The sequence below is a fragment of the Microcoleus sp. AT3-A2 genome (genome assembly GCF_036705685.1).
GTDB lineage: Bacteria > Cyanobacteriota > Cyanobacteriia > Cyanobacteriales > Microcoleaceae > Microcoleus.
In genome coordinates this window covers 28,441-46,318 of record NZ_JAUBVF010000030.1, presented here as the reverse complement: position 1 = coordinate 46,318, position 17,878 = coordinate 28,441, and the positions used below count along the sequence as shown (strand labels likewise).

The window sequence follows — 17,878 nt, the reverse complement described above, 5'->3', positions numbered from 1 at the left end:
GAAATTTTAAAATGTATTGATATAGCAACCGCCAAGGCGATGAGGGCATAAAGTGTAAATAGCCTCAATTGCCGTGCGATCGCAAAACCCATCTCCAAAGTTCTACTCTTAAATATTAATACTTCGGATAGTTTTTGATTACCAGTCGTAGAATAAGGGTTTCAAGGCTTTAAGGCGATCGAGCTACCAACGGAAAATCGAGGGTTTCAGACTACGAAATAAAAACAGTTCGGACTATTGAAATATCAGAGCTTATGAATATTACTCGCGTCTCAGTGGACTCAGCAGGCAATCAGGGCAATCGAGGGCCATTGGGCATCTTTTCCTCTGCTTCCATTTCGCCCGACGGGCGGTTTGTGGCGTTTGAATCTCCAGCATCCAACCTCGTGCCGGGGGACACTAACGCTAGCGAGGATGTCTTTGTGCGGGACACGCTAGCCAATACCACCACCCGTGTCTCTGTTGACTCAGCAGGCAATCAGGCGAACGAGGACTCCTTTGACCCCTCTATTTCAGCCGACGGGCGGTTCGTGGCATTTTGGTCTGTTGCCACCAACCTCGTGCCGGGGGATACTAACGCTAACTCTGACATCTTCGTGCGGGACACGCTCACCAATACCACCACCCGCCTCTCTGTAGACTCAGAAGGCAATCAGGCGGACGATCAGACGTACTATGGCTCCATCAACCCTTCCATCTCAGCCGACGGACAGTTTGTGGCATTTGAGTCAAAGGACTCCTATCTCGTGCCGGGGGATACTAACGAAACCTACGACATCTTCGTGCGGGACACGCTCACCAATAGCACCACCCGCGTCTCTGTAGACTCAGCAGGAAATCAGGGGAACAATACCTCCGTAGACCCATTAACACGCTACGACGACTTTAGACGCAGCGGGTCTCAAAACTCCTCCATCTCATCCGACGGGAGGTTTGTGGCGTTTCAATCATATTCTTCCAACCTTGTGCCGGGGGATACTAACTATAGCCCTGACATCTTTGTGCGGGACACGCTTACCAATACCACCACCCGTGTGTCAGTAGATTCAGCAGGCAATCAGGGGAACGGGGAGTCCTACAATCCCTCTATTTCAGGCGACGGGAGGTTTGTAGCGTTTAGATCTGATGCCTCCAACCTCGTGCCGGGGGATACTAACGAAACCTATGACATCTTCGTGCGGGACACGCTCACCAATACCACCACCCGTGTGTCAGTAGATTCAGCAGGCAATCAGGCGAACGGCGACTCTTCCAACGCGTCCATTTCTGCCAACGGGCGCTTTGTGGCCTTTTATTCAGGTGCCAGCAACTTTGTGTCGGGGGATACTAACAATGCCTCCGACATCTTCGTGCGAGACACGCTCACCAATACCACCACCCGTGTGTCAGTAGATGCAGCAGGCAATCAGGGAAACAATGCCTCCTTCTACCCCTCCATCTCAGCAGATGGGCGGAGAGTAGCGTTTAATTCAAATTCTTCCAACCTCGTGCCGGGGGATACTAACAATACCCGCGATGTCTTTGTTTCTGACATCGGCAACACTCCAGGCAATAACCCTCCTGATAACAACATCAACGGCACTAGCGGCAACGACAACCTGGCTGGCACCAGCGGCAACGATATTATCAACGGTGTGGAAGGGAACGACGTACTTACCGGTTTGCGAGGCAACGATATCCTTGTCGGCGGCGACGGCAGCGATGTCCTGAATGGTGGCAAAGGTTTTGACACCCTCAACGGCGGTTTAGGCAACGATATTCTAGTCGGCGGTGGGGGCAACGATGTTTTTGTTTTAGGTATCGGATTGGGAGTTGATACGATCGCTGATTTCGCTAAGTCTCAAGATACCGTGCAATTAATCAATGGCTTGACGTTCGCACAGCTATCAATTTCGCCGGGAACTGACGGCACATTAATTACAGTAGCCAGCAGCGGTGAAGTTTTAGCTTCTTTGATAGGTGTTGCTCCCAATCTCATCGGTTCTGAAGATTTCATCTCGGTTTAGAGATAGTAAAGTGGTCATTTTTGAAATCACTTTTGCTCAGGGAACATGATTAAAATTGGCCAATAATCACTGTAAGTTTTGATAATTCCCAGGTTTTAACCTGGGAATATAGCAAGTCTAAAGAACAAAGCCTTGTACAAAAGTAGTTTTCAAGACTCCTTCAAAAGTGCGTTCTGTCTTGTCCACCAGGACAACGACATTGCGCCCATTCGGAGACAAACGAACTTCTCGGATTGAATAAGAGAACACCCAATCTTGAAAATTGTTCAGCGTTCCGAGGACACGCTGCCGACCGTTATGATTAATTACAAGACGCATTGCCGCGCTTTCTTTGCCAGCAGAAGCATTTTTTTGCCGCTGTTCCAGGCGAATTTGTAAAGGCTTTGCTGTATTGAGTTTGACGGCAACTGTCTCGCTTCCATTGGCTCCGGGAGTACGAGAAATAATGTTCAGTTTAGTTCCAGCTTGAGGAGGAGTTAACTTCAAAGTTTGCCTGTTATTCCAACTTTTTTTAAGCAAGTCATCTTCTGCCATTTTAGTGCTTTTATTGGAGTCGGGTTCGCCATATTTAGTTTCGATACACCCATTTCTGATGCAGGAATTTGCAGCAACTTGGACAATTTGCAATTTTGCTTTGGGAATTCCCGCTCCTGTATCTCTGGAACTTTCTAAATACAAGTAGTAATTGCTGTCGGCGGAAAAACCCGACATCCGGTGTGCGGCACGCCAGGTACTTGCCAAAGCTTCAGGGGCTAGTGCGATCGCGGCACTTGCTATAATACCTAACGAAATTAAAGGTAAAATTTTCATAGCTATATTTTCCATGTGTGAGAGTTATAGCGGCTGTTATTGATGAGTAAAACAATAACGCTTCGGGTTTCGCTATAGGACTGTGGCGCTTCTCAAGTCCTCTCTCCTATTTACATGAGTGTTTCTCCATTTTCCGCAGCAGGAGACTGTTTAAGAAGGTGCCGTTTTTTCAAGTGGCACTAGAAAGCATTTTTAATGTGAGAGTTGCTCTTATCCAAGAGTCCAACTTTTAGGGGCGATAGTTTGCTTTTCCTTGCGAGAGACTGCTACACAGGACGGAAATACCTATCTCAAGATAGGGGAACACCGATCCGCCCCCCCCTCCGCAACTGCCTACAATGACAATTGTACGGGGAATTAAGTAATTGCCTCTACAGCAGTCATCATTTTTAATGCAGGGAATTAAAATTTATGCAACCAAATAATCCAAACCAATTTACCGAAAAAGCCTGGGAAGCCCTCGCCCGCACCCCCGAAATCGTCAAAGCAGGTCAGCAGCAGCAGCTAGAAAGCGAACATTTGATGAAAGCTTTGCTGGAACAAGAATCGGGACTTGCTAGCAGCTTGTTTAACAAAGCTGGAGTTTCTGTAGCAAAATTGCGCGATCGCACTGACGAGTTTATCAGTCGTCAGCCCAAAATCACTGGAAGCGGCGGCAACGTTTATCTAGGTCGTTCTCTCGACACTTTGCTCGATCGCGCCGAAACTTATCGCAAAGAGTACGGCGATGAATTTATTTCGATCGAGCATTTGATACTAGGTTACGTTAAGGACGATCGCTTCGGCAAAAATTTACTACAAGAATTTAAACTAGATGAAGGCAAGCTCAAAGATATCATTACCCAAGTCCGGGGGAAGAACAAAGTGACCGATCAAAATCCAGAAGGCAAATACGAAGCGCTGGAAAAATACGGCCGAGATTTGACAGAAGCCGCGCGTCAAGGCAAACTCGATCCGGTAATCGGACGGGATGACGAAATCCGCCGCACGATTCAAATTTTGAGCCGTCGCACCAAGAATAATCCGGTATTGATTGGGGAACCGGGAGTCGGCAAAACTGCGATCGCCGAAGGACTCGCCCAGCGAATTATCACCGGAGATGTGCCACAATCTCTCAAAGACAGACAATTAATTAGCTTAGATATGGGCGCGTTAATTGCGGGTGCAAAATTCCGGGGAGAATTTGAAGAACGCTTGAAAGCGGTACTCAAAGAAGTGATGGATAGTAACGGCAAAGTCATCTTATTTATCGATGAAATTCACACCGTTGTCGGTGCTGGCGCAACTCAAGGCTCGATGGATGCCGGCAACTTACTTAAACCCATGTTAGCGAGGGGAGAATTGCGCTGTATCGGCGCTACAACTCTCGACGAATACCGCAAGTACCTCGAAAAAGATGCGGCACTAGAACGCCGTTTTCAACAAGTTTATGTTGACCAACCGACAGTTGAAGATACTGTCTCGATTTTGCGGGGCTTGAAAGAACGCTACGAAGTTCACCACGGCGTGAAAATTTCTGACAGCGCCTTGGTGGCGGCGGCTACTTTGTCTACTCGATATATTAGCGATCGCTTCCTTCCAGACAAAGCCATTGACTTAGTGGACGAAGCAGCCGCTAAACTCAAAATGGAGATTACCTCCAAGCCAGAAGAACTAGACGAAATTGATCGCAGGATTTTGCAGCTAGAAATGGAAAGACTGTCGCTGCAAAAAGAAAGTAACGTTGCTTCGATCGAACGCTTGGAAAGACTGGAAAAAGACTTAGCAAACCTCAAAGAACAGCAAAGCGCTTTGAATGCCCAGTGGCAATCGGAAAAAGGTGTCATCGGCAGCATTCAAAAGATTAAAGAACAGATTGATAAGGTGAATATTGAAATTCAGCAAGCTGAATTAAAATATGACCTGAACCGCGCTGCTGAGTTGAAATATAGCAAGTTAACTGAATTGCAAAAACAATTGCAAGAAGCAGAAGCTCAACTTTCAGCAACTCAAACCACAGGTAAAACTCTGCTGCGGGAAGAAGTCACGGAAGCTGACATTGCCGAGATTATTTCCAAGTGGACGGGAATTCCGATTAGCAAGTTGGTTGAATCGGAAATGCAGAAACTTCTGCACTTGGAAGATGAATTGCACAAGCGGGTAATTGGACAGGATGAAGCGGTGACGGCTGTTGCAGATGCGATTCAGCGATCGCGCGCAGGTTTAGCAGATCCCAATCGTCCGGTTGCGAGTTTTATCTTCCTCGGCCCCACGGGTGTTGGCAAAACCGAATTAGCCAAAGCCTTAGCGTCTTATCTGTTCGACACCGAAGAAGCGATCGTCCGAATTGATATGTCGGAATACATGGAAAAACACGCGGTTTCGCGGTTAATTGGTGCGCCTCCGGGATACGTCGGCTACGATGAAGGTGGACAATTAACTGAGGCTGTGCGCCGCCGTCCTTACTCGGTGATTCTATTCGATGAAATCGAGAAAGCGCACCCGGATGTATTCAACATCATGCTGCAAATTCTGGATGACGGCCGCGTTACCGATGCTCAAGGTCACACAGTAGACTTTAAGAATTCTGTGATTATTATGACATCGAATGTCGGCTCTCAATACATCTTAGATGTGGCGGGAGATAACGAACAAATGCGGAGTCGGGTGATGGAAGCGATGCGGGGAACTTTCCGCCCTGAATTCTTGAACCGGATTGATGAGATGATTATCTTCCACGGTTTGAGTAAGGCAGAACTGCGGCAGATTGTTCTGTTGCAAGTCAAGCGCTTGGAAAAACGGTTAGCCGATCGCAAAATGTCTCTGAAATTGTCGGAATCTGCGATCGATTTCTTAGCAGAAATTGGTTACGATCCGGTTTACGGCGCGCGGCCTTTGAAGCGCGGAATTCAGCGGGAGTTGGAAACGCAAATGGCGAAGGGTATTTTGCGGGGAGATTTTGCTGATGGCGATACCATTTTTGTGGATATCGAGAATGAAAGGTTGGCCTTTAAGCGGCTGCCGGCGCAGTTGGTGACTGCGAAATAATTTGGGTAGGGTGGGCTGCGGCCCACCTTATTTTTTTGAGGCGATGGTTCTTTTTTTGACCGCAGATGTAGGCGGATGGACGCGGATGGACGCGGATGGGATTGCGGGCGATCGTTCTTAAGGGCGATCGCTTTCTGATTTATCTTTTTTCTGTTCTTGGCGTTCTCGAACAGATTTCGTCAGCAGGTACGTTGCCAAACTGCTGACGGATCTGCTGTCTTCTTCTGCCCATTCTTCGAGAGCTTTTTGAATCTCTTCTGGCAAGTATGCGGTAACTCGTCCCCGTGAAGCCATTGGTTGCACTGCAAAACATCTCAACACAGTCCATCTTACGCCGTGGTCATCGCTTAAGGGCGATCGCTTTCTGATTCTTCCTTTTTCTGCTCTTGGCGCTCTCTGACTGCTTTAGCTGCCACATGGGATAGCAGGTTTGCAAGGGTTCTATCTTCTTCTTCAGCCCATTCGGACAAGGCTTGATGAACGTCTTCTGGCAGGGTAACTGTGACTCGCATTCGTGAAGGCATGGGCTGGCATGGTTTTACTTCAATTGTCTTCAATTTTACACTCCAACACCATTTGATATATCTTTGTGTCATTTGATGTCAATGGCATCAAATTATGCTATTAGTGTATATAAGGCTCAGGCCTTAAAACGTCAGAAGCCAGCCCCTCACTGTCCAAGGTTCCGGGCTGGCTCTGGCTCCAAAAATATCAATGGAGACGAGTTCTATGTTGACATACAAAGACCGCTTGTGTTGTTGGGCGATCGCCCGTTTGTTACCTTCTCATCAATGGATAATTGTTGCCCGCTTCCGCAGTCGTTCAGATGCAGACGGGCATTTTCAGTTTTTGCGACAAACTATACCTCACGTTAAGTTTGAGGTTGTGTTCGATTTAAGCGGGGACAGTCACCGTTTATCGCGGTTGGGCCGCCCTTCCAATTACGTCAGCAGCGCGTTATAAAGGGTAATTTTCGCGGCAACTTCGGTTAACTAAAGATGTGCGATCGCACTTTTTTTGATAAGTGCGATCGTCCTTCTCTGCTGGGATCATAGGTTCTGTAGAAGCGATTTTACTGGCAGAGTGATCTATTGGGCTGTCTCTAATAATTTATTTCCGCACCATCACAGACTTAATTACAGCATTCGGGTGATACTTATTAGTCTGATAGAATCCCCCTTTACCAGCGCCATAAACTCCCGCAAATTGTTTCCCTTCAGCCTTGGGAACAAACATAATGTTTCTAGTGGGTTGCTTGGCAAATACAACCCCTTCTCTCATTTCATTATCAACATTATAAGATAAAGTAGCTTTGCCGTAAATAGCCTCAGCTTGTTTCAACGTCATTCCCGGCCCGACGCCCTGAACTGTTTTATAATTAACATTTTCAGTCATCAAAAGTTCAATGACATCGGTATCTTTCAGCTTTGTGCCTGCAGCATAAATAATCCGATATTGCACTTTTCCCGACTGGCTGACAGCCACGGCATCAAAGTCTACCATAAAAGGAGACTGAACTTTAAACTGCGCCGTGGAACCCAGAGCCTTTTTCAATTGTCCGAAAGTCATCCCCACCTTCGCCGCTCCAATTGTGCGATCGGAAATTGTTAAACTTGCAGCAGGTGTTTTTTGAGCAGCATTTGCCATTTCCCCCAACTTATTTGCACCCCCAGGCGCAACAGCGGAACCCGGAACCGAAATTAAAGTGAGGTAACTGCCGATCGCCAGCAAAGCAGCTATCATTGATCCAGACAAAACTTTAACATTCAACATGACTAATTCTCCTAGATTTCAAATGCGACTATCTACCCGCATCTTTTTGACTATCCTGGGCCTCACCCTCCTAGTTTGGATTCTCAGAGGTGTTGGGATATTGACATTCATTCCCGGTGGTGTTGTCTGGATACTGATTTTGTTGTCTTTTGTTGCGGGTATCCTCAGCACTTTACTCCGCAGGTAAGCCGGCATCCGGTAATTAATAATAGTTTTTTGACTGTTCACTGTTCACTGTTCACTGTTCACTGTTGTCATAACAAATAACAAATAACAAATGCCCAATGCCCAATGCCCAATGCCCAATGCCCAATGCCCGTTATTTTAGTTTCATTGCCTTTCCCACTGTCACATTCAACTGAGCGCCGATCAGCATCACCAAAGAAGAAAGATCGAGCCACAGCAGCAACACAATAAAAGTTCCGATCGTGCCGTAAGTCCAAGTATAATTGCCCAAGTGCAAAACATAAAACCGAAATAAAGCTGAAAATAGCGCCCACAAAATAGCAGCACAAACAGCTCCCGACAAAATAGGAATATCTGGTTGACGGCGGCTAGGCCCGTAGCGGTAAACAAAGGCAAAGGCCAGTGATACAATTCCCAAAGAAATCGGCCACCGCCACAGCCGCCAAACACCTAACAGTTGCGATTCCAAAGGGCAAGTGCTGGCGAGCAGCAAGCAATTTTGAACATCTTTTAAATCGCAATTGGCGACGGACTCCAGCAGGCAACTCTGGCGGGCAATAGCTTGTACAATTAAGTCGCTGACAAATACTACTCCCGATGCTAGAATTAACAGCACAATTGTACCGATACTGAGCGCCAGAGAAATAAGTTTTGCTTTCCAAAATGGTCTAGTTCGATCGCTGGGGATTTCATGGATGTGATCGAGTGCAGCCATCGCCGCGCTCATTACTCCAGAAAATGCCCAAATCGCCCCAAGAAAGCTCACCGAAAACAGCCCTTTACTCCGAGTTAACATAATTTCTTTGATTAACCCACCAATCAAGTTCCGAACGTTATCGGGTATAACTTCGCCCAAAAGACGGGCGATTTGATACAGTGTTGACTGCAAAGGTTCAAAGAGGGCGATCGCAGATAAGATAGCCAACAGCCCCGGAAACAGCGCCAGCATAGAATTGTAGGCCATTTCCGCAGACAGCCCCGGCAAGCGCTGTTCTCCTGCCTTCGCGCCGACTTCTTTGAGCGTGTCCCAAGTCAAACACCGACAAAACAGCCAAAAACCACCAAATTTCCGTTTGAGAGCTCGAAGCAGCCTCAAAAATGCCTTAAACAAAGCTAAAATCAGGTAGCGCAACCAGTAAAAAATGTTCATAGCGCACAGGCAATGGGGCGAAAGATGAGGTACACAAGTCGTTAATTAATTAAGCCATTATCAACTCGCAATTGCCAATTCCCAATTCCCCAATCTAAAATCTAAAATCTAAAATCTAAAATCAATATTATGGCTCAGGATGTCAGACAGTGGTTAGATGAAATTAAGCGGCTGCAACAGCAGTTAACAGAAGTTTCGCGCGATCGAGATGAGGCCGGTGAAAGTGCGGCTCAGTGGCGCCAACTCTACAATACCGAAGCTGAGCAGCGGCGGAATGATGCTAAATTAACTCAGCAAAGCATCGCCTCTCTGGAAGCACAAATACAGCAATTACAAAATTTTTCTCCAATTGTGTCCGAAGGCGACGATGCTGGAGTTGCTCGCCAGCAGGAAGTCGAACAACTCCAAACAGTAGGGGAACTTAAAGCTAAGTTAGCAGAAGTTCTCGAAGAGCGCGATCGGGCGATCGAACAAGTTAAACAACTCACTCAAGCCCTCAAACAAGAAGAAGCCCGTCACGCCGAAACTAGCAAAAATTTAACTAGCGCCCTCGGAGATGCCGTTGACTTGCTCACGAAAGCCCAAAATCCTGCCCCTGCAAAAACAGAGACAGTATATTCTTTAGAAATAGTACCTACTCGCACTGCAAATCCTGGCGAAACTGCTCTGGAAATCCGCCAAACTTCCGCCCAAACCGGCAAAAATCCCGCCCAGCTTCCACCTTCTAAAAATCAGTTACTCGATCTACCGCCGTTTGGGAATTAAGAATTAAAAATTCAGGAATTTTCGGCATGGCGAGTCCCCTTACCAGGTGGGATTTAGTCACCGATGCGTTGTTTTTGCTTTTCCTGCAATTAGGCTGCATTAATCTATCAGCTTTTTTATTATATCAAATCCGTTAGCATCGGAATAGTAAATTCGAGTTGACTGTTGACTGTTGACTGTTGACTGTTGACGCCGTGAACAGTCAACAGTCAACAGTCAACATCATTCCGGTGTAACCGGAAATGATATTATTCCGCATCTAGGGACAATTTACTAATTGATGTAACTGTACTACATCCCAACCTATAATCCGCATTCAAAATTTTGAGGACTGCCAAAAAATCTTCCTCGCGTGGTACCAACCTACAGTCTTTAGATAGAACTTAATCGAGCTAAATTTTACTACTATCGACAACGACTGATGCGCGAGGAAACTTCATGAAGGCAGAGATATCCATAGTCTGGAAAAAGATTCAGAGCATGATCGACGGCTTTCTGATCATGCTCCCTAATATTGTGCTGGCGTTAATTGTCTTTGCAATTTTTTACTTTGTGGGTCGGCAAATTAAGAGAGTGGTCAGGCGAGTTACCCGCAAGCACCACCAAGCTCGAAATTTGGGGCTGGTGTTAGGACGGTTAGCGCAGGGTACGATCGTTCTAGTTGGTCTATTTATTTCTCTTTCGATTATAATTCCCACATTGAAAGCTGGCGATTTGGTGCAACTGCTGGGAATTAGCGGGGTGGCGATTGGTTTTGCCTTTCGCGATATCTTGCAAAACTTCTTAGCAGGTATCCTAATTCTTTTGACGGAACCGTTCCGAATCGATGACCAAATTGTGTTTAAAAACTTTGAGGGAACGGTAGAAAATATTGAGACGCGCGCTACAACAATCGAAACCTATGATGGTCGGCGGATTGTCATTCCTAATGCCGAATTGTTTACGAATACGGTGACAGTGAATACTGCTTTCGATAAACGCCGCATGGAATACGATATTAGTATTGGTTACGGCGACGATATTGATTACGCCAAGCAGTTAATCCTGGAAGCAATGTACAGCGTGAAGGAGGTGTTGAAAGCTCCTGAACCCGATGTGCTGGCGATGGAGTTAACAGAAAGTACCGTCAATATCCGCGTTCGGTGGTGGATTGCTCCGCCGCGCCGAATTGACGATCTGCGATCGCGCGACAAGGTAATTTCTGCTATTAAAAAAAAGCTATATGTGGAAAATGGCCTCGATTTGCCTTATCCCACGCGGAACATCTTGTTGCACGATCAAACCGAAGAAACCGATGGCGATCGCTCGCAGCAGCGCGAAGGAAAAGTTCCGAAACCTCGTCGTATGCGCCGCTCTTTACGAAAACTGGTCGAAAGGCGATCGCAACAAGACGGCAACGGAAAATCTTAACAGCATCACAATTAAGGAAAAATATCAAGTTGAGAAGACTTTGGGATTCGCTGCACTTCGCTCGTGCAACCGGAATTGATATCACTCGCCGATTGATCAAAAGAGTAACAAACCAGAATTGATATGATGCCTAATTTTCAAGCAAAAACCACAGTCCGATTGCCATAAACTAAAACACGATTTTGTAAATGATATCGCACGGCTCTTGCTAACACAACCCTTTCTAAATCTTTACCTTTGCGAATCAAATCAGACACTTCATCGCGGTGACTCACCCGCACAACATCTTGTTCGATAATCGGGCCAGCATCTAAATCCGGTGTAACATAGTGGGCTGTTGCACCTATAATTTTTACCCCTCTTTCATAAGCCCTTTCGTAGGGATTTGCACCCACAAACGCGGGTAAAAATGAATGGTGAATATTAATCATATTGGGAAATTTCCTGATAAAGTCTTGACTCAAAATTTGCATATATTTAGCCAAGACTACTAAATCAATCTTATATTTCTTAAGAATTTCTAACTGTTGTGCTTCTTGAATAGCTTTATTGTCTTTAGTAATGGGAATATACTCAAAGTCGATACCGTATTGTGCGGCAAGAGGCTTTAAATTTTCATGGTTGCTGATTATCAGGGGAATTTCACCTCTGATTTCTTGCGCTCGCTGTCGCCAAATCAAGTCTAATAAACAGTGATCTTGACGGCTTACCCAGATTGCGATGCGTCGAATTTTATGAGAGAAATGCAATTGCCAGTTGGCTTGTAAGTCCTTGGCAATTTCACTAAAAGCAGGTGTTATTTGTTCGGTGGTTAAGTCAAAATCATCTAATTGCCATTCTAACCTGCTAAGAAATAATCCAGCGGTAAAATCTGTATGGTGATCTGCGTGGATAATATTGCCGTTATGAGACGCGATAAAATTAGCAAGTAACGCGACGAGTCCCTTGCGATCTGGACAGGAAATTAACAGGGTTGCAGTAGGGCTAGTCATGGTATTATGCTCTTTCTAAGACTAGAGTTTGTCATAATCTAATCAATGTCCAGAGGCTGTCCCTCTGTCCGTAGCCTGCGGTTCTATAGGTGAAATTAAAAATTGGATAAATGCTTTACCTAATTTTGTTGTACGAGAGCTTCCACCTACCCTTTTAATTTGCAATATTAATGTCTTTATATCTTCGCTTTTATTTGGGAGATCATCTAAAAAATTAACACTTTTCACTTTTCCTGATTTAATGGAAGATTCCAAGCGACGCTGCTGCGCCCTTTGGCGTAGAAACTTAAGAGCTTGGTTCTCCGTAGTAACTAATCCTTTACTCTTTAAATCATCGAAAATGACTTGGTATAAATTAGCCTTATTTTCCCAGTCCGGCAGGATAAAATCGATATTTGTTTTACGGTCAGGCTGATGAAGTAACTTTAGCAAATTCAAGTGCAAAGTTGTAAAATTCTCAATCCAATTTAAGAACATCTGCTGTATCTCTTCTTCCGGAGCATTGGGCAAAGCAGCATTTAAAACGATGTTCCTTAAAGCCTCCAGTTTCTCTTCTTGATGATTACGACTGGCTATCTGGAGAGTATACATGAGCGTTGTTTGAAATGCTGGATCGTGAAATGCTAGCCCGTCAAGCTTATCCTGGATTTCTGCTAAGGCTAAAACTAAGGTTTTGAGAAATTCATTCAGACGTTTAGTAGCGGGAGCTGAGACATTAGATTCATAAAAAGATACAAGCCCCGAACCGACAGCCGGAATGAAACTAATCAGGGCTTTGGTTGCATTATAATCCTTATCAGCATTGCTGCCTCTAACAATTTCTTCAAGCTGGGCTTCAAGCTTTTGTATATTTGAGCTGTCCATTTTAATTGTTTCCATTCATATACTTTTTGAGCTGATGAACCTCATTAGAGAGAGTAGTGTATACTCTGCCCTAGTTAACTTCAGTTAACTGAGTCGGGACTTATATCGTTTCCGGTTGCATCTGAATGATTAAAACCGCCACGAGCCCCGACGCCCAATAAGAAAGAAAAAATGAATAATTAGGATGCAGACGGATTTGATATTACGCAACATCACCACAGACAGGTGCAATGCTGGGGAACTCCCAGGGGCATTGCCCCTACAAAACGCTATATGCAGAGGCTTTGCGTAAATCCTGAGAAAGTATTCATATCTGTTGAAACGAAACTTCTTCCCTGTTCTCTCTTCCTTCTTCTAAAACCCCATCGCCCCAGCTACTGCATCCAAACTCGGAGCAATGCCACTTTTAAATTGATTGTTGCTGTGATTAATTGCGGTATCCGGGTCTTTCAAACCGTTACCAGTTAGCACGCAAACTACCGTCGCCCCAGTCGGAACTTGGTCTTTTACCTTCAGCAAACCGGCCACAGAAGCTGCACTCGCCGGTTCGCAGAAAATTCCTTCCTGTGATGCTAACAAACGGTAAGCGTCGAGAATTTCGGCGTCGGTGACTGCGGCAAAACTGCCACGGCTGGCTTCGGAAGCTGCGATCGCCTGTTTCCAGCTAGCCGGGTTGCCGATCCGAATTGCCGTCGCCAGGGTTTCTGGGTTCGCCACTGCTTGGCCCGTTACCAAAGGCGCAGCCCCGGCTGCTTGAAATCCCATCATCTGCGGCAAGCGCGAACATTTTTTGGCTTGGTGGTATTGACAAAAACCCATCCAGTATGCTGTGATGTTTCCCGCATTTCCCACGGGAATGCACAGCCAGTCTGGGGCGTCGCCTAAAGCGTCCACCACTTCAAAAGCACCGGTTTTCTGGCCTTCCAAGCGGTAAGGATTCACGGAGTTGACCAATGTCACCGGATAATTGACAGCCATTTCGCGGACGATTTCTAAGGCGCGATCGAAATTTCCCCCAATTGAAATTACTTCCGCACCGTAAAGCAAAGCTTGCGCCAGCTTGCCCAAAGCCACGTAACCTTCGGGAATCAACACGAAAGCTCGCATTCCCCCGCGTCTGGCGTAGGCGGCCGCGGCGGCCGAAGTATTGCCCGTACTGGCGCAAATTACAGCTTCGGCACCAGCTTCCTTTGCCTTGGAAATCGCCATTGTCATCCCCCGGTCTTTGAAACTACCAGTGGGGTTGAGGCCGTCGTATTTCACTAGGACGCGCACGTCTCGACCGATGAGAGAGGCGATCGCAGGTGCTGGAATCAAGGGAGTATTGCCTTCTTGGAGAGTCACTACCGGCGTGGTTTCCGTCACCGGCAGGTAGGGGCGATAAGCTTCGATCAAGCCGGGCCAGCCGTAGCGTTTCGGCTCGGCTGCGCGGGCAGCGGAGTTAGCAGCGGAGTTAGCAACAGAGTCAGTAGCAGGTAGAATCAGGGTCACGATGTCAATGGTTTTAGGCAATGGCCAAAGAATTTACACTAATTTTAGCTCGATCGGTTAATTTGATGTTTAATACGATCGGTTCAGGTTAAAGTAACTTAATGGTGTGAATGTGTAGATATGTCTACTCAATTACTAATGTCAAATAATTCATCCACTCTTTCCCGGCCTCAAGTGACCGCGAGCAACCCCGAAATGGCTAGTTCTTCTAGCCTATCGACCAGTTTTGCCCGCAAAGTAGATTTGGTAAAGTGCCCCTACCAAGCCGATCAGCAAGTTAAGTTCCTGCACTTGCAAGCAGAAATCGAATCCTTGCTGCTGGAAGTGCAAAGCCTCAAACAGCAACGCTCGATCGCTGGCTTGCCGGCTCTCGACCCGATTTCTGGCAGCAAGAGCAATTAGCAGACAACAGCGCCTAATGCTAATTGTCCTGCCCCTGTGTTATAAAAACAAAGGTTTTGCTACCCGCAGTGTTTTTTGGCGAAAGTGCTAGAAATTCCTAACTGCGGATAGCGATCGCTAGCATTTGCTAAAACGCGCTTGCCTACTGCTCAACTCGTCTGCCGCAAGCTGGCAACGAGCTGAGATTTTACTGCGCTTTTTTATGCGCTAATTTTGTTAAGCCATCCTCATGGCATACGGAGAATCGAAATCAATTTATGACAGCATCGATCGAAAAACCACTAAATTTGACATCCGCAAGTGACACCTCCAACCTGCGCCTCAAAGATATTCTCAAAACCCTGCCGCGGGAAGTATTCGTCAAAAACCCCCGCAAAGCTTGGACAAAAGTAATCGTCAACGTTTTGCTCGTTGCTGTCGGTTATTGGGGCATAGCAGTCTCTCCTTGGTTTCTACTACCCCTAATGTGGATTTTCACAGGAACCGGATTAACCGGTTTTTTTGTGATCGGCCACGACTGCGGCCATCGGTCATTTGCTAACCGCCGCTGGGTAAACGATTTAGTGGGACATATTGCATTTCTGCCGTTAATTTTCCCGTTTCACGCATGGCGGCATGGACACAATTACCACCACAAGCACACCAACAAAATTGGCGAAGATAATGCTTGGCAGCCGATGACAGCAGCAGACTACGCTGGCGCGTCCAAGCCTTTACAAATAGCTTATAGTTTAATATTCGGTCGGATGTGGTGGATCGGCTCGATCGCCCACTGGGCAAAAGTGCACTTTATGTGGTGGCGCTTCAAAGGCCAACAGAAACAAGAACAAGTGCGGTTTTCAGTTTTTGTCGTTTTAATCGGTGCTGCGATCGGATTCCCGATTTTAATTGCAACCACAGGCATTTGGGGATTTGTCAAATTTTGGTTAGTGCCCTGGCTGGTTTACCATTTCTGGATGAGCACTTTTACGATCGTTCACCACACAGCACCAGATATTTCCTTTAAAGAACCCGAAGAATGGAACGAAGCCCAAGCGCAACTATCGGGAACAGTTCACTGCGATTATCCCCGCTGGGTAGAGTTTCTGTGCCACGACATTAACGTCCACGTTCCCCACCACCTTTCAACTGCTATTCCCTGGTACAATTTGCGCCTGGCCCACAGCAGCTTAAAGGAAAATTGGCAAGATCATCTCTACGAAACAGAATTTTCTTGGTCTTTAATGAAGCGGATTGCCGACAACTGTCACTTGTACAATCCTGCTGGCGGCTATAAAACATTGCAGGAATTTAACGCTCAAACCAAGTAAGTTTGAAACGCGATTAATCCCCTAAAAACCCGGTTTGTCAAACACAACCGGGTTTTTCGATATTACAATTCGTAGCTTGTGTAAGGTACGGAATGCACGCCCTACTGTCAATATCACAATCAGTACCATTATTAAATCAGTCATTCCCAATCTAAAATCTAAAACCTAAAATCTAAAATCTAAAATCGAATGACTTTCAATCCCAATAACTGTCGCAACGAAAGCGAAGTAGAAAGCAAACTCATTGTCAGCTATCTGCTACCAAAACTAGGCTATACCCCCGACACTTGGCACCAAGAAATAGAATTTGGGACTATTCGCCTAGACTTCCTCTCATTTGCCGCCCCAGTTATTCCCATACTTGTGGATGCAGACTCGCCGATGAGCGTAGTTATGGAGGCTAAACATCCGAAGGAAAATTTAGACCGCCACCTGCGAAAACTCAATCGCTATTTAACAAGTTTGAGCATCCGCTACGGACTCATAACTAACGGTAAAGAAATTAGAATTTACGAAAGAGTCGCCGATGATATTCAGCCAGTCTTTAAGTGTGCTGGAAAAGACGTGGAAACTAGAATTGAGGAAATTATAGCTTTAATTGGCCGAAATAGTTTAAAACCTATAAAAACTCCCGATAATCTCGAACTGGAAGATAGTAAAATTAATTTGGTTAGTCCTGAGTTAATTACCGAAGTCCCAGTACAGCAAAACAATCCCGCCACCGCAAAACCTGAGCCAAGTCTAATCTCTGAACCGGAACAACTACCTGAAAATTATCTAGTTAAGCCTCAAGTTAAATCCGATGTAACCGTTCCCCCAAAAACTCAAAATACGATGAAAATCATTGCAGTTTACCATAACAAAGGCGGCGTTGGCAAAACTACAACAGTAGTCAATTTAGCCGCAGCGCTGAGCAAGAAAGGTAAGAGAGTCTTGGTAATCGACTTAGACAGTCAGGCAAATACAACCTTTGCGACAGGTTTAGTTAAATTTGAGGATGAAGAACAAGACGATTTGAAAGATAATAATATTCTTCAAGTTTTGCAATCAGAAGACTTTTTCTCTATCGAAGAAGTAGCTCGCAAGTCAAGTTTTTGCCATCCCGAAATTGATGTGATTCCTTCCCACATCAATTTAATGCACGAAGAAACCGAATTCAATCAACTAGATTACAGTCGCCTGATTTTAATTCAGAAACTAGCAGTAGCACAGGATAAATATGATATTGTACTGATCGATACGCCGCCCTCTTTGAATTTTTACGCCAGAGTTGCCCTAATTACGGCGGATTATTTAATTATTCCTTCTGACTTAAAACCTTTTGCCAATCAAGGATTGGTTAATGTCAAGGATTTTATCAAAAAAGTTAACGCATTCAGGAAAATAATCGGCAAACAGCCGATCGCAATTTTAGGCGTACTCCCCTGCAAAATCTCAACTAATACTAAATTTGTACAGTATAGTTTGCCCAAGCGGAGGGATGCAATTCCCAAACGCTACGGCCTGGAAATCATGGACAGCGTAATTTACGAGAGAGACGATTTAGCAAAGTGTGCAGAACAAATGCAAATCGTGGGAAATATGGAAATCGCCGATCCGATTTCAGTGCTGGACTTTAAGCCAGATTCCATCGCCGCCCAAGAATTTGAAATGCTAGCAATAGAAGTTTTGGAAAAAATAGGTAAGTAAAAA

Annotated in this window: 16 protein-coding genes; 8 read left to right on the top strand and 8 right to left on the bottom strand. The window is 45.7% G+C overall.

Annotated elements, in window-relative coordinates; all coding sequences use genetic code 11:
* Positions 1-254: 254 nt before the first annotated feature.
* The gene (locus QUB37_RS17645) at positions 255-2,006 is read left to right on the top strand and encodes a calcium-binding protein (RefSeq protein WP_333164311.1); all 1,752 of its coding nucleotides are present in this window, start codon (positions 255-257) and stop codon (positions 2,004-2,006) included.
* 117 nt (positions 2,007-2,123) lie between these two features.
* Here QUB37_RS17645 and QUB37_RS17640 read toward each other — a convergent pair whose 3' ends face one another.
* Positions 2,124-2,816, bottom strand: coding sequence for a DUF2259 domain-containing protein (locus QUB37_RS17640; protein WP_333164309.1), 693 nt, complete (start codon positions 2,814-2,816; stop codon positions 2,124-2,126).
* A gap of 411 nt (positions 2,817-3,227) precedes the next feature.
* Here QUB37_RS17640 and clpB point away from each other — a divergent pair, with 411 nt between their 5' ends.
* Positions 3,228-5,843, top strand: coding sequence for an ATP-dependent chaperone ClpB (clpB, locus tag QUB37_RS17635; protein ID WP_333164307.1), 2,616 nt, complete (start codon positions 3,228-3,230; stop codon positions 5,841-5,843).
* 117 nt (positions 5,844-5,960) lie between these two features.
* On the opposite strand, the gene QUB37_RS17630 is transcribed toward clpB, so the two are convergent.
* A complete protein-coding gene (locus tag QUB37_RS17630) occupies positions 5,961-6,137 on the bottom strand; it encodes a ribbon-helix-helix domain-containing protein (protein WP_096829277.1) in 177 nt (58 codons plus the stop codon).
* A 53-nt stretch (positions 6,138-6,190) separates the two neighbouring features.
* Positions 6,191-6,367 carry a ribbon-helix-helix domain-containing protein gene (locus tag QUB37_RS17625; RefSeq protein WP_333029546.1) on the bottom strand — a complete coding sequence of 59 codons (177 nt, stop codon included), beginning with the start codon at positions 6,365-6,367 and terminating at the stop codon, positions 6,191-6,193.
* A 205-nt stretch (positions 6,368-6,572) separates the two neighbouring features.
* Here QUB37_RS17625 and QUB37_RS17620 point away from each other — a divergent pair, with 205 nt between their 5' ends.
* Positions 6,573-6,806, top strand: a complete 234-nt coding sequence (locus QUB37_RS17620) for a hypothetical protein (RefSeq protein WP_333164305.1) — start codon at positions 6,573-6,575, stop codon at positions 6,804-6,806.
* Positions 6,807-6,953: 147 nt separating this feature from the next.
* Here the strand turns inward: QUB37_RS17620 and QUB37_RS17615 are convergent, their stop codons facing one another.
* Both QUB37_RS17615 and QUB37_RS17610 read right to left on the bottom strand, forming a co-directional pair.
* Positions 6,954-7,616 carry a hypothetical protein gene (locus QUB37_RS17615; RefSeq protein ID WP_333164303.1) on the bottom strand — a complete coding sequence of 221 codons (663 nt, stop codon included), beginning with the start codon at positions 7,614-7,616 and terminating at the stop codon, positions 6,954-6,956.
* 319 nt (positions 7,617-7,935) lie between these two features.
* Positions 7,936-8,952 (bottom strand): YihY/virulence factor BrkB family protein, encoded by a 1,017-nt coding sequence (locus tag QUB37_RS17610; protein ID WP_333164301.1) that lies wholly within the window; start codon positions 8,950-8,952, stop codon positions 7,936-7,938.
* 129 nt (positions 8,953-9,081) lie between these two features.
* Here QUB37_RS17610 and QUB37_RS17605 point away from each other — a divergent pair, with 129 nt between their 5' ends.
* Positions 9,082-9,717 (top strand): hypothetical protein, encoded by a 636-nt coding sequence (locus tag QUB37_RS17605; RefSeq protein ID WP_333164299.1) that lies wholly within the window; start codon positions 9,082-9,084, stop codon positions 9,715-9,717.
* A 438-nt stretch (positions 9,718-10,155) separates the two neighbouring features.
* Positions 10,156-11,127 carry a mechanosensitive ion channel family protein gene (locus QUB37_RS17600; RefSeq protein WP_333164296.1) on the top strand — a complete coding sequence of 324 codons (972 nt, stop codon included), beginning with the start codon at positions 10,156-10,158 and terminating at the stop codon, positions 11,125-11,127.
* 137 nt (positions 11,128-11,264) lie between these two features.
* On the opposite strand, the gene purU is transcribed toward QUB37_RS17600, so the two are convergent.
* From purU to thrC, 3 genes are all read right to left on the bottom strand, one after another.
* Entirely contained in the window at positions 11,265-12,119 is an 855-nt protein-coding gene (gene purU, locus QUB37_RS17595; protein ID WP_333164294.1) for a formyltetrahydrofolate deformylase, read from the bottom strand.
* Between the two features lie 42 nt (positions 12,120-12,161).
* Positions 12,162-12,998 carry a hypothetical protein gene (locus QUB37_RS17590; RefSeq protein ID WP_333164292.1) on the bottom strand — a complete coding sequence of 279 codons (837 nt, stop codon included), beginning with the start codon at positions 12,996-12,998 and terminating at the stop codon, positions 12,162-12,164.
* A 339-nt stretch (positions 12,999-13,337) separates the two neighbouring features.
* Positions 13,338-14,474, bottom strand: a complete 1,137-nt coding sequence (gene thrC, locus QUB37_RS17585) for a threonine synthase (RefSeq protein WP_445300036.1) — start codon at positions 14,472-14,474, stop codon at positions 13,338-13,340.
* Between the two features lie 195 nt (positions 14,475-14,669).
* Here thrC and QUB37_RS17580 point away from each other — a divergent pair, with 195 nt between their 5' ends.
* From QUB37_RS17580 to QUB37_RS17570, 3 genes are all read left to right on the top strand, one after another.
* Positions 14,670-14,876 carry a hypothetical protein gene (locus QUB37_RS17580; RefSeq protein ID WP_333164289.1) on the top strand — a complete coding sequence of 69 codons (207 nt, stop codon included), beginning with the start codon at positions 14,670-14,672 and terminating at the stop codon, positions 14,874-14,876.
* Positions 14,877-15,133: 257 nt separating this feature from the next.
* Positions 15,134-16,186 (top strand): fatty acid desaturase, encoded by a 1,053-nt coding sequence (locus QUB37_RS17575; RefSeq protein WP_333164287.1) that lies wholly within the window; start codon positions 15,134-15,136, stop codon positions 16,184-16,186.
* Positions 16,187-16,375: 189 nt separating this feature from the next.
* Complete coding sequence (locus QUB37_RS17570) at positions 16,376-17,875, top strand: AAA family ATPase (RefSeq protein ID WP_333164285.1); 1,500 nt, start codon at positions 16,376-16,378, stop codon at positions 17,873-17,875.
* Positions 17,876-17,878 lie beyond the last annotated feature (3 nt).

Coding starts and splice junctions, on each gene's coding strand:
- QUB37_RS17645 (WP_333164311.1), top strand. CDS start 255: ATGAATATTACTCGCGTCTCAGTGGACTCAGCAGGCAATCAGGGCAAT.
- QUB37_RS17640 (WP_333164309.1), bottom strand. CDS start 2,816: ATGAAAATTTTACCTTTAATTTCGTTAGGTATTATAGCAAGTGCCGCG.
- clpB (WP_333164307.1), top strand. CDS start 3,228: ATGCAACCAAATAATCCAAACCAATTTACCGAAAAAGCCTGGGAAGCC.
- QUB37_RS17630 (WP_096829277.1), bottom strand. CDS start 6,137: ATGGCTTCACGGGGACGAGTTACCGCATACTTGCCAGAAGAGATTCAA.
- QUB37_RS17625 (WP_333029546.1), bottom strand. CDS start 6,367: ATGCCTTCACGAATGCGAGTCACAGTTACCCTGCCAGAAGACGTTCAT.
- QUB37_RS17620 (WP_333164305.1), top strand. CDS start 6,573: ATGTTGACATACAAAGACCGCTTGTGTTGTTGGGCGATCGCCCGTTTG.
- QUB37_RS17615 (WP_333164303.1), bottom strand. CDS start 7,616: ATGTTGAATGTTAAAGTTTTGTCTGGATCAATGATAGCTGCTTTGCTG.
- QUB37_RS17610 (WP_333164301.1), bottom strand. CDS start 8,952: ATGAACATTTTTTACTGGTTGCGCTACCTGATTTTAGCTTTGTTTAAG.
- QUB37_RS17605 (WP_333164299.1), top strand. CDS start 9,082: ATGGCTCAGGATGTCAGACAGTGGTTAGATGAAATTAAGCGGCTGCAA.
- QUB37_RS17600 (WP_333164296.1), top strand. CDS start 10,156: ATGAAGGCAGAGATATCCATAGTCTGGAAAAAGATTCAGAGCATGATC.
- purU (WP_333164294.1), bottom strand. CDS start 12,119: ATGACTAGCCCTACTGCAACCCTGTTAATTTCCTGTCCAGATCGCAAG.
- QUB37_RS17590 (WP_333164292.1), bottom strand. CDS start 12,998: ATGGAAACAATTAAAATGGACAGCTCAAATATACAAAAGCTTGAAGCC.
- QUB37_RS17580 (WP_333164289.1), top strand. CDS start 14,670: ATGGCTAGTTCTTCTAGCCTATCGACCAGTTTTGCCCGCAAAGTAGAT.
- QUB37_RS17575 (WP_333164287.1), top strand. CDS start 15,134: ATGACAGCATCGATCGAAAAACCACTAAATTTGACATCCGCAAGTGAC.
- QUB37_RS17570 (WP_333164285.1), top strand. CDS start 16,376: ATGACTTTCAATCCCAATAACTGTCGCAACGAAAGCGAAGTAGAAAGC.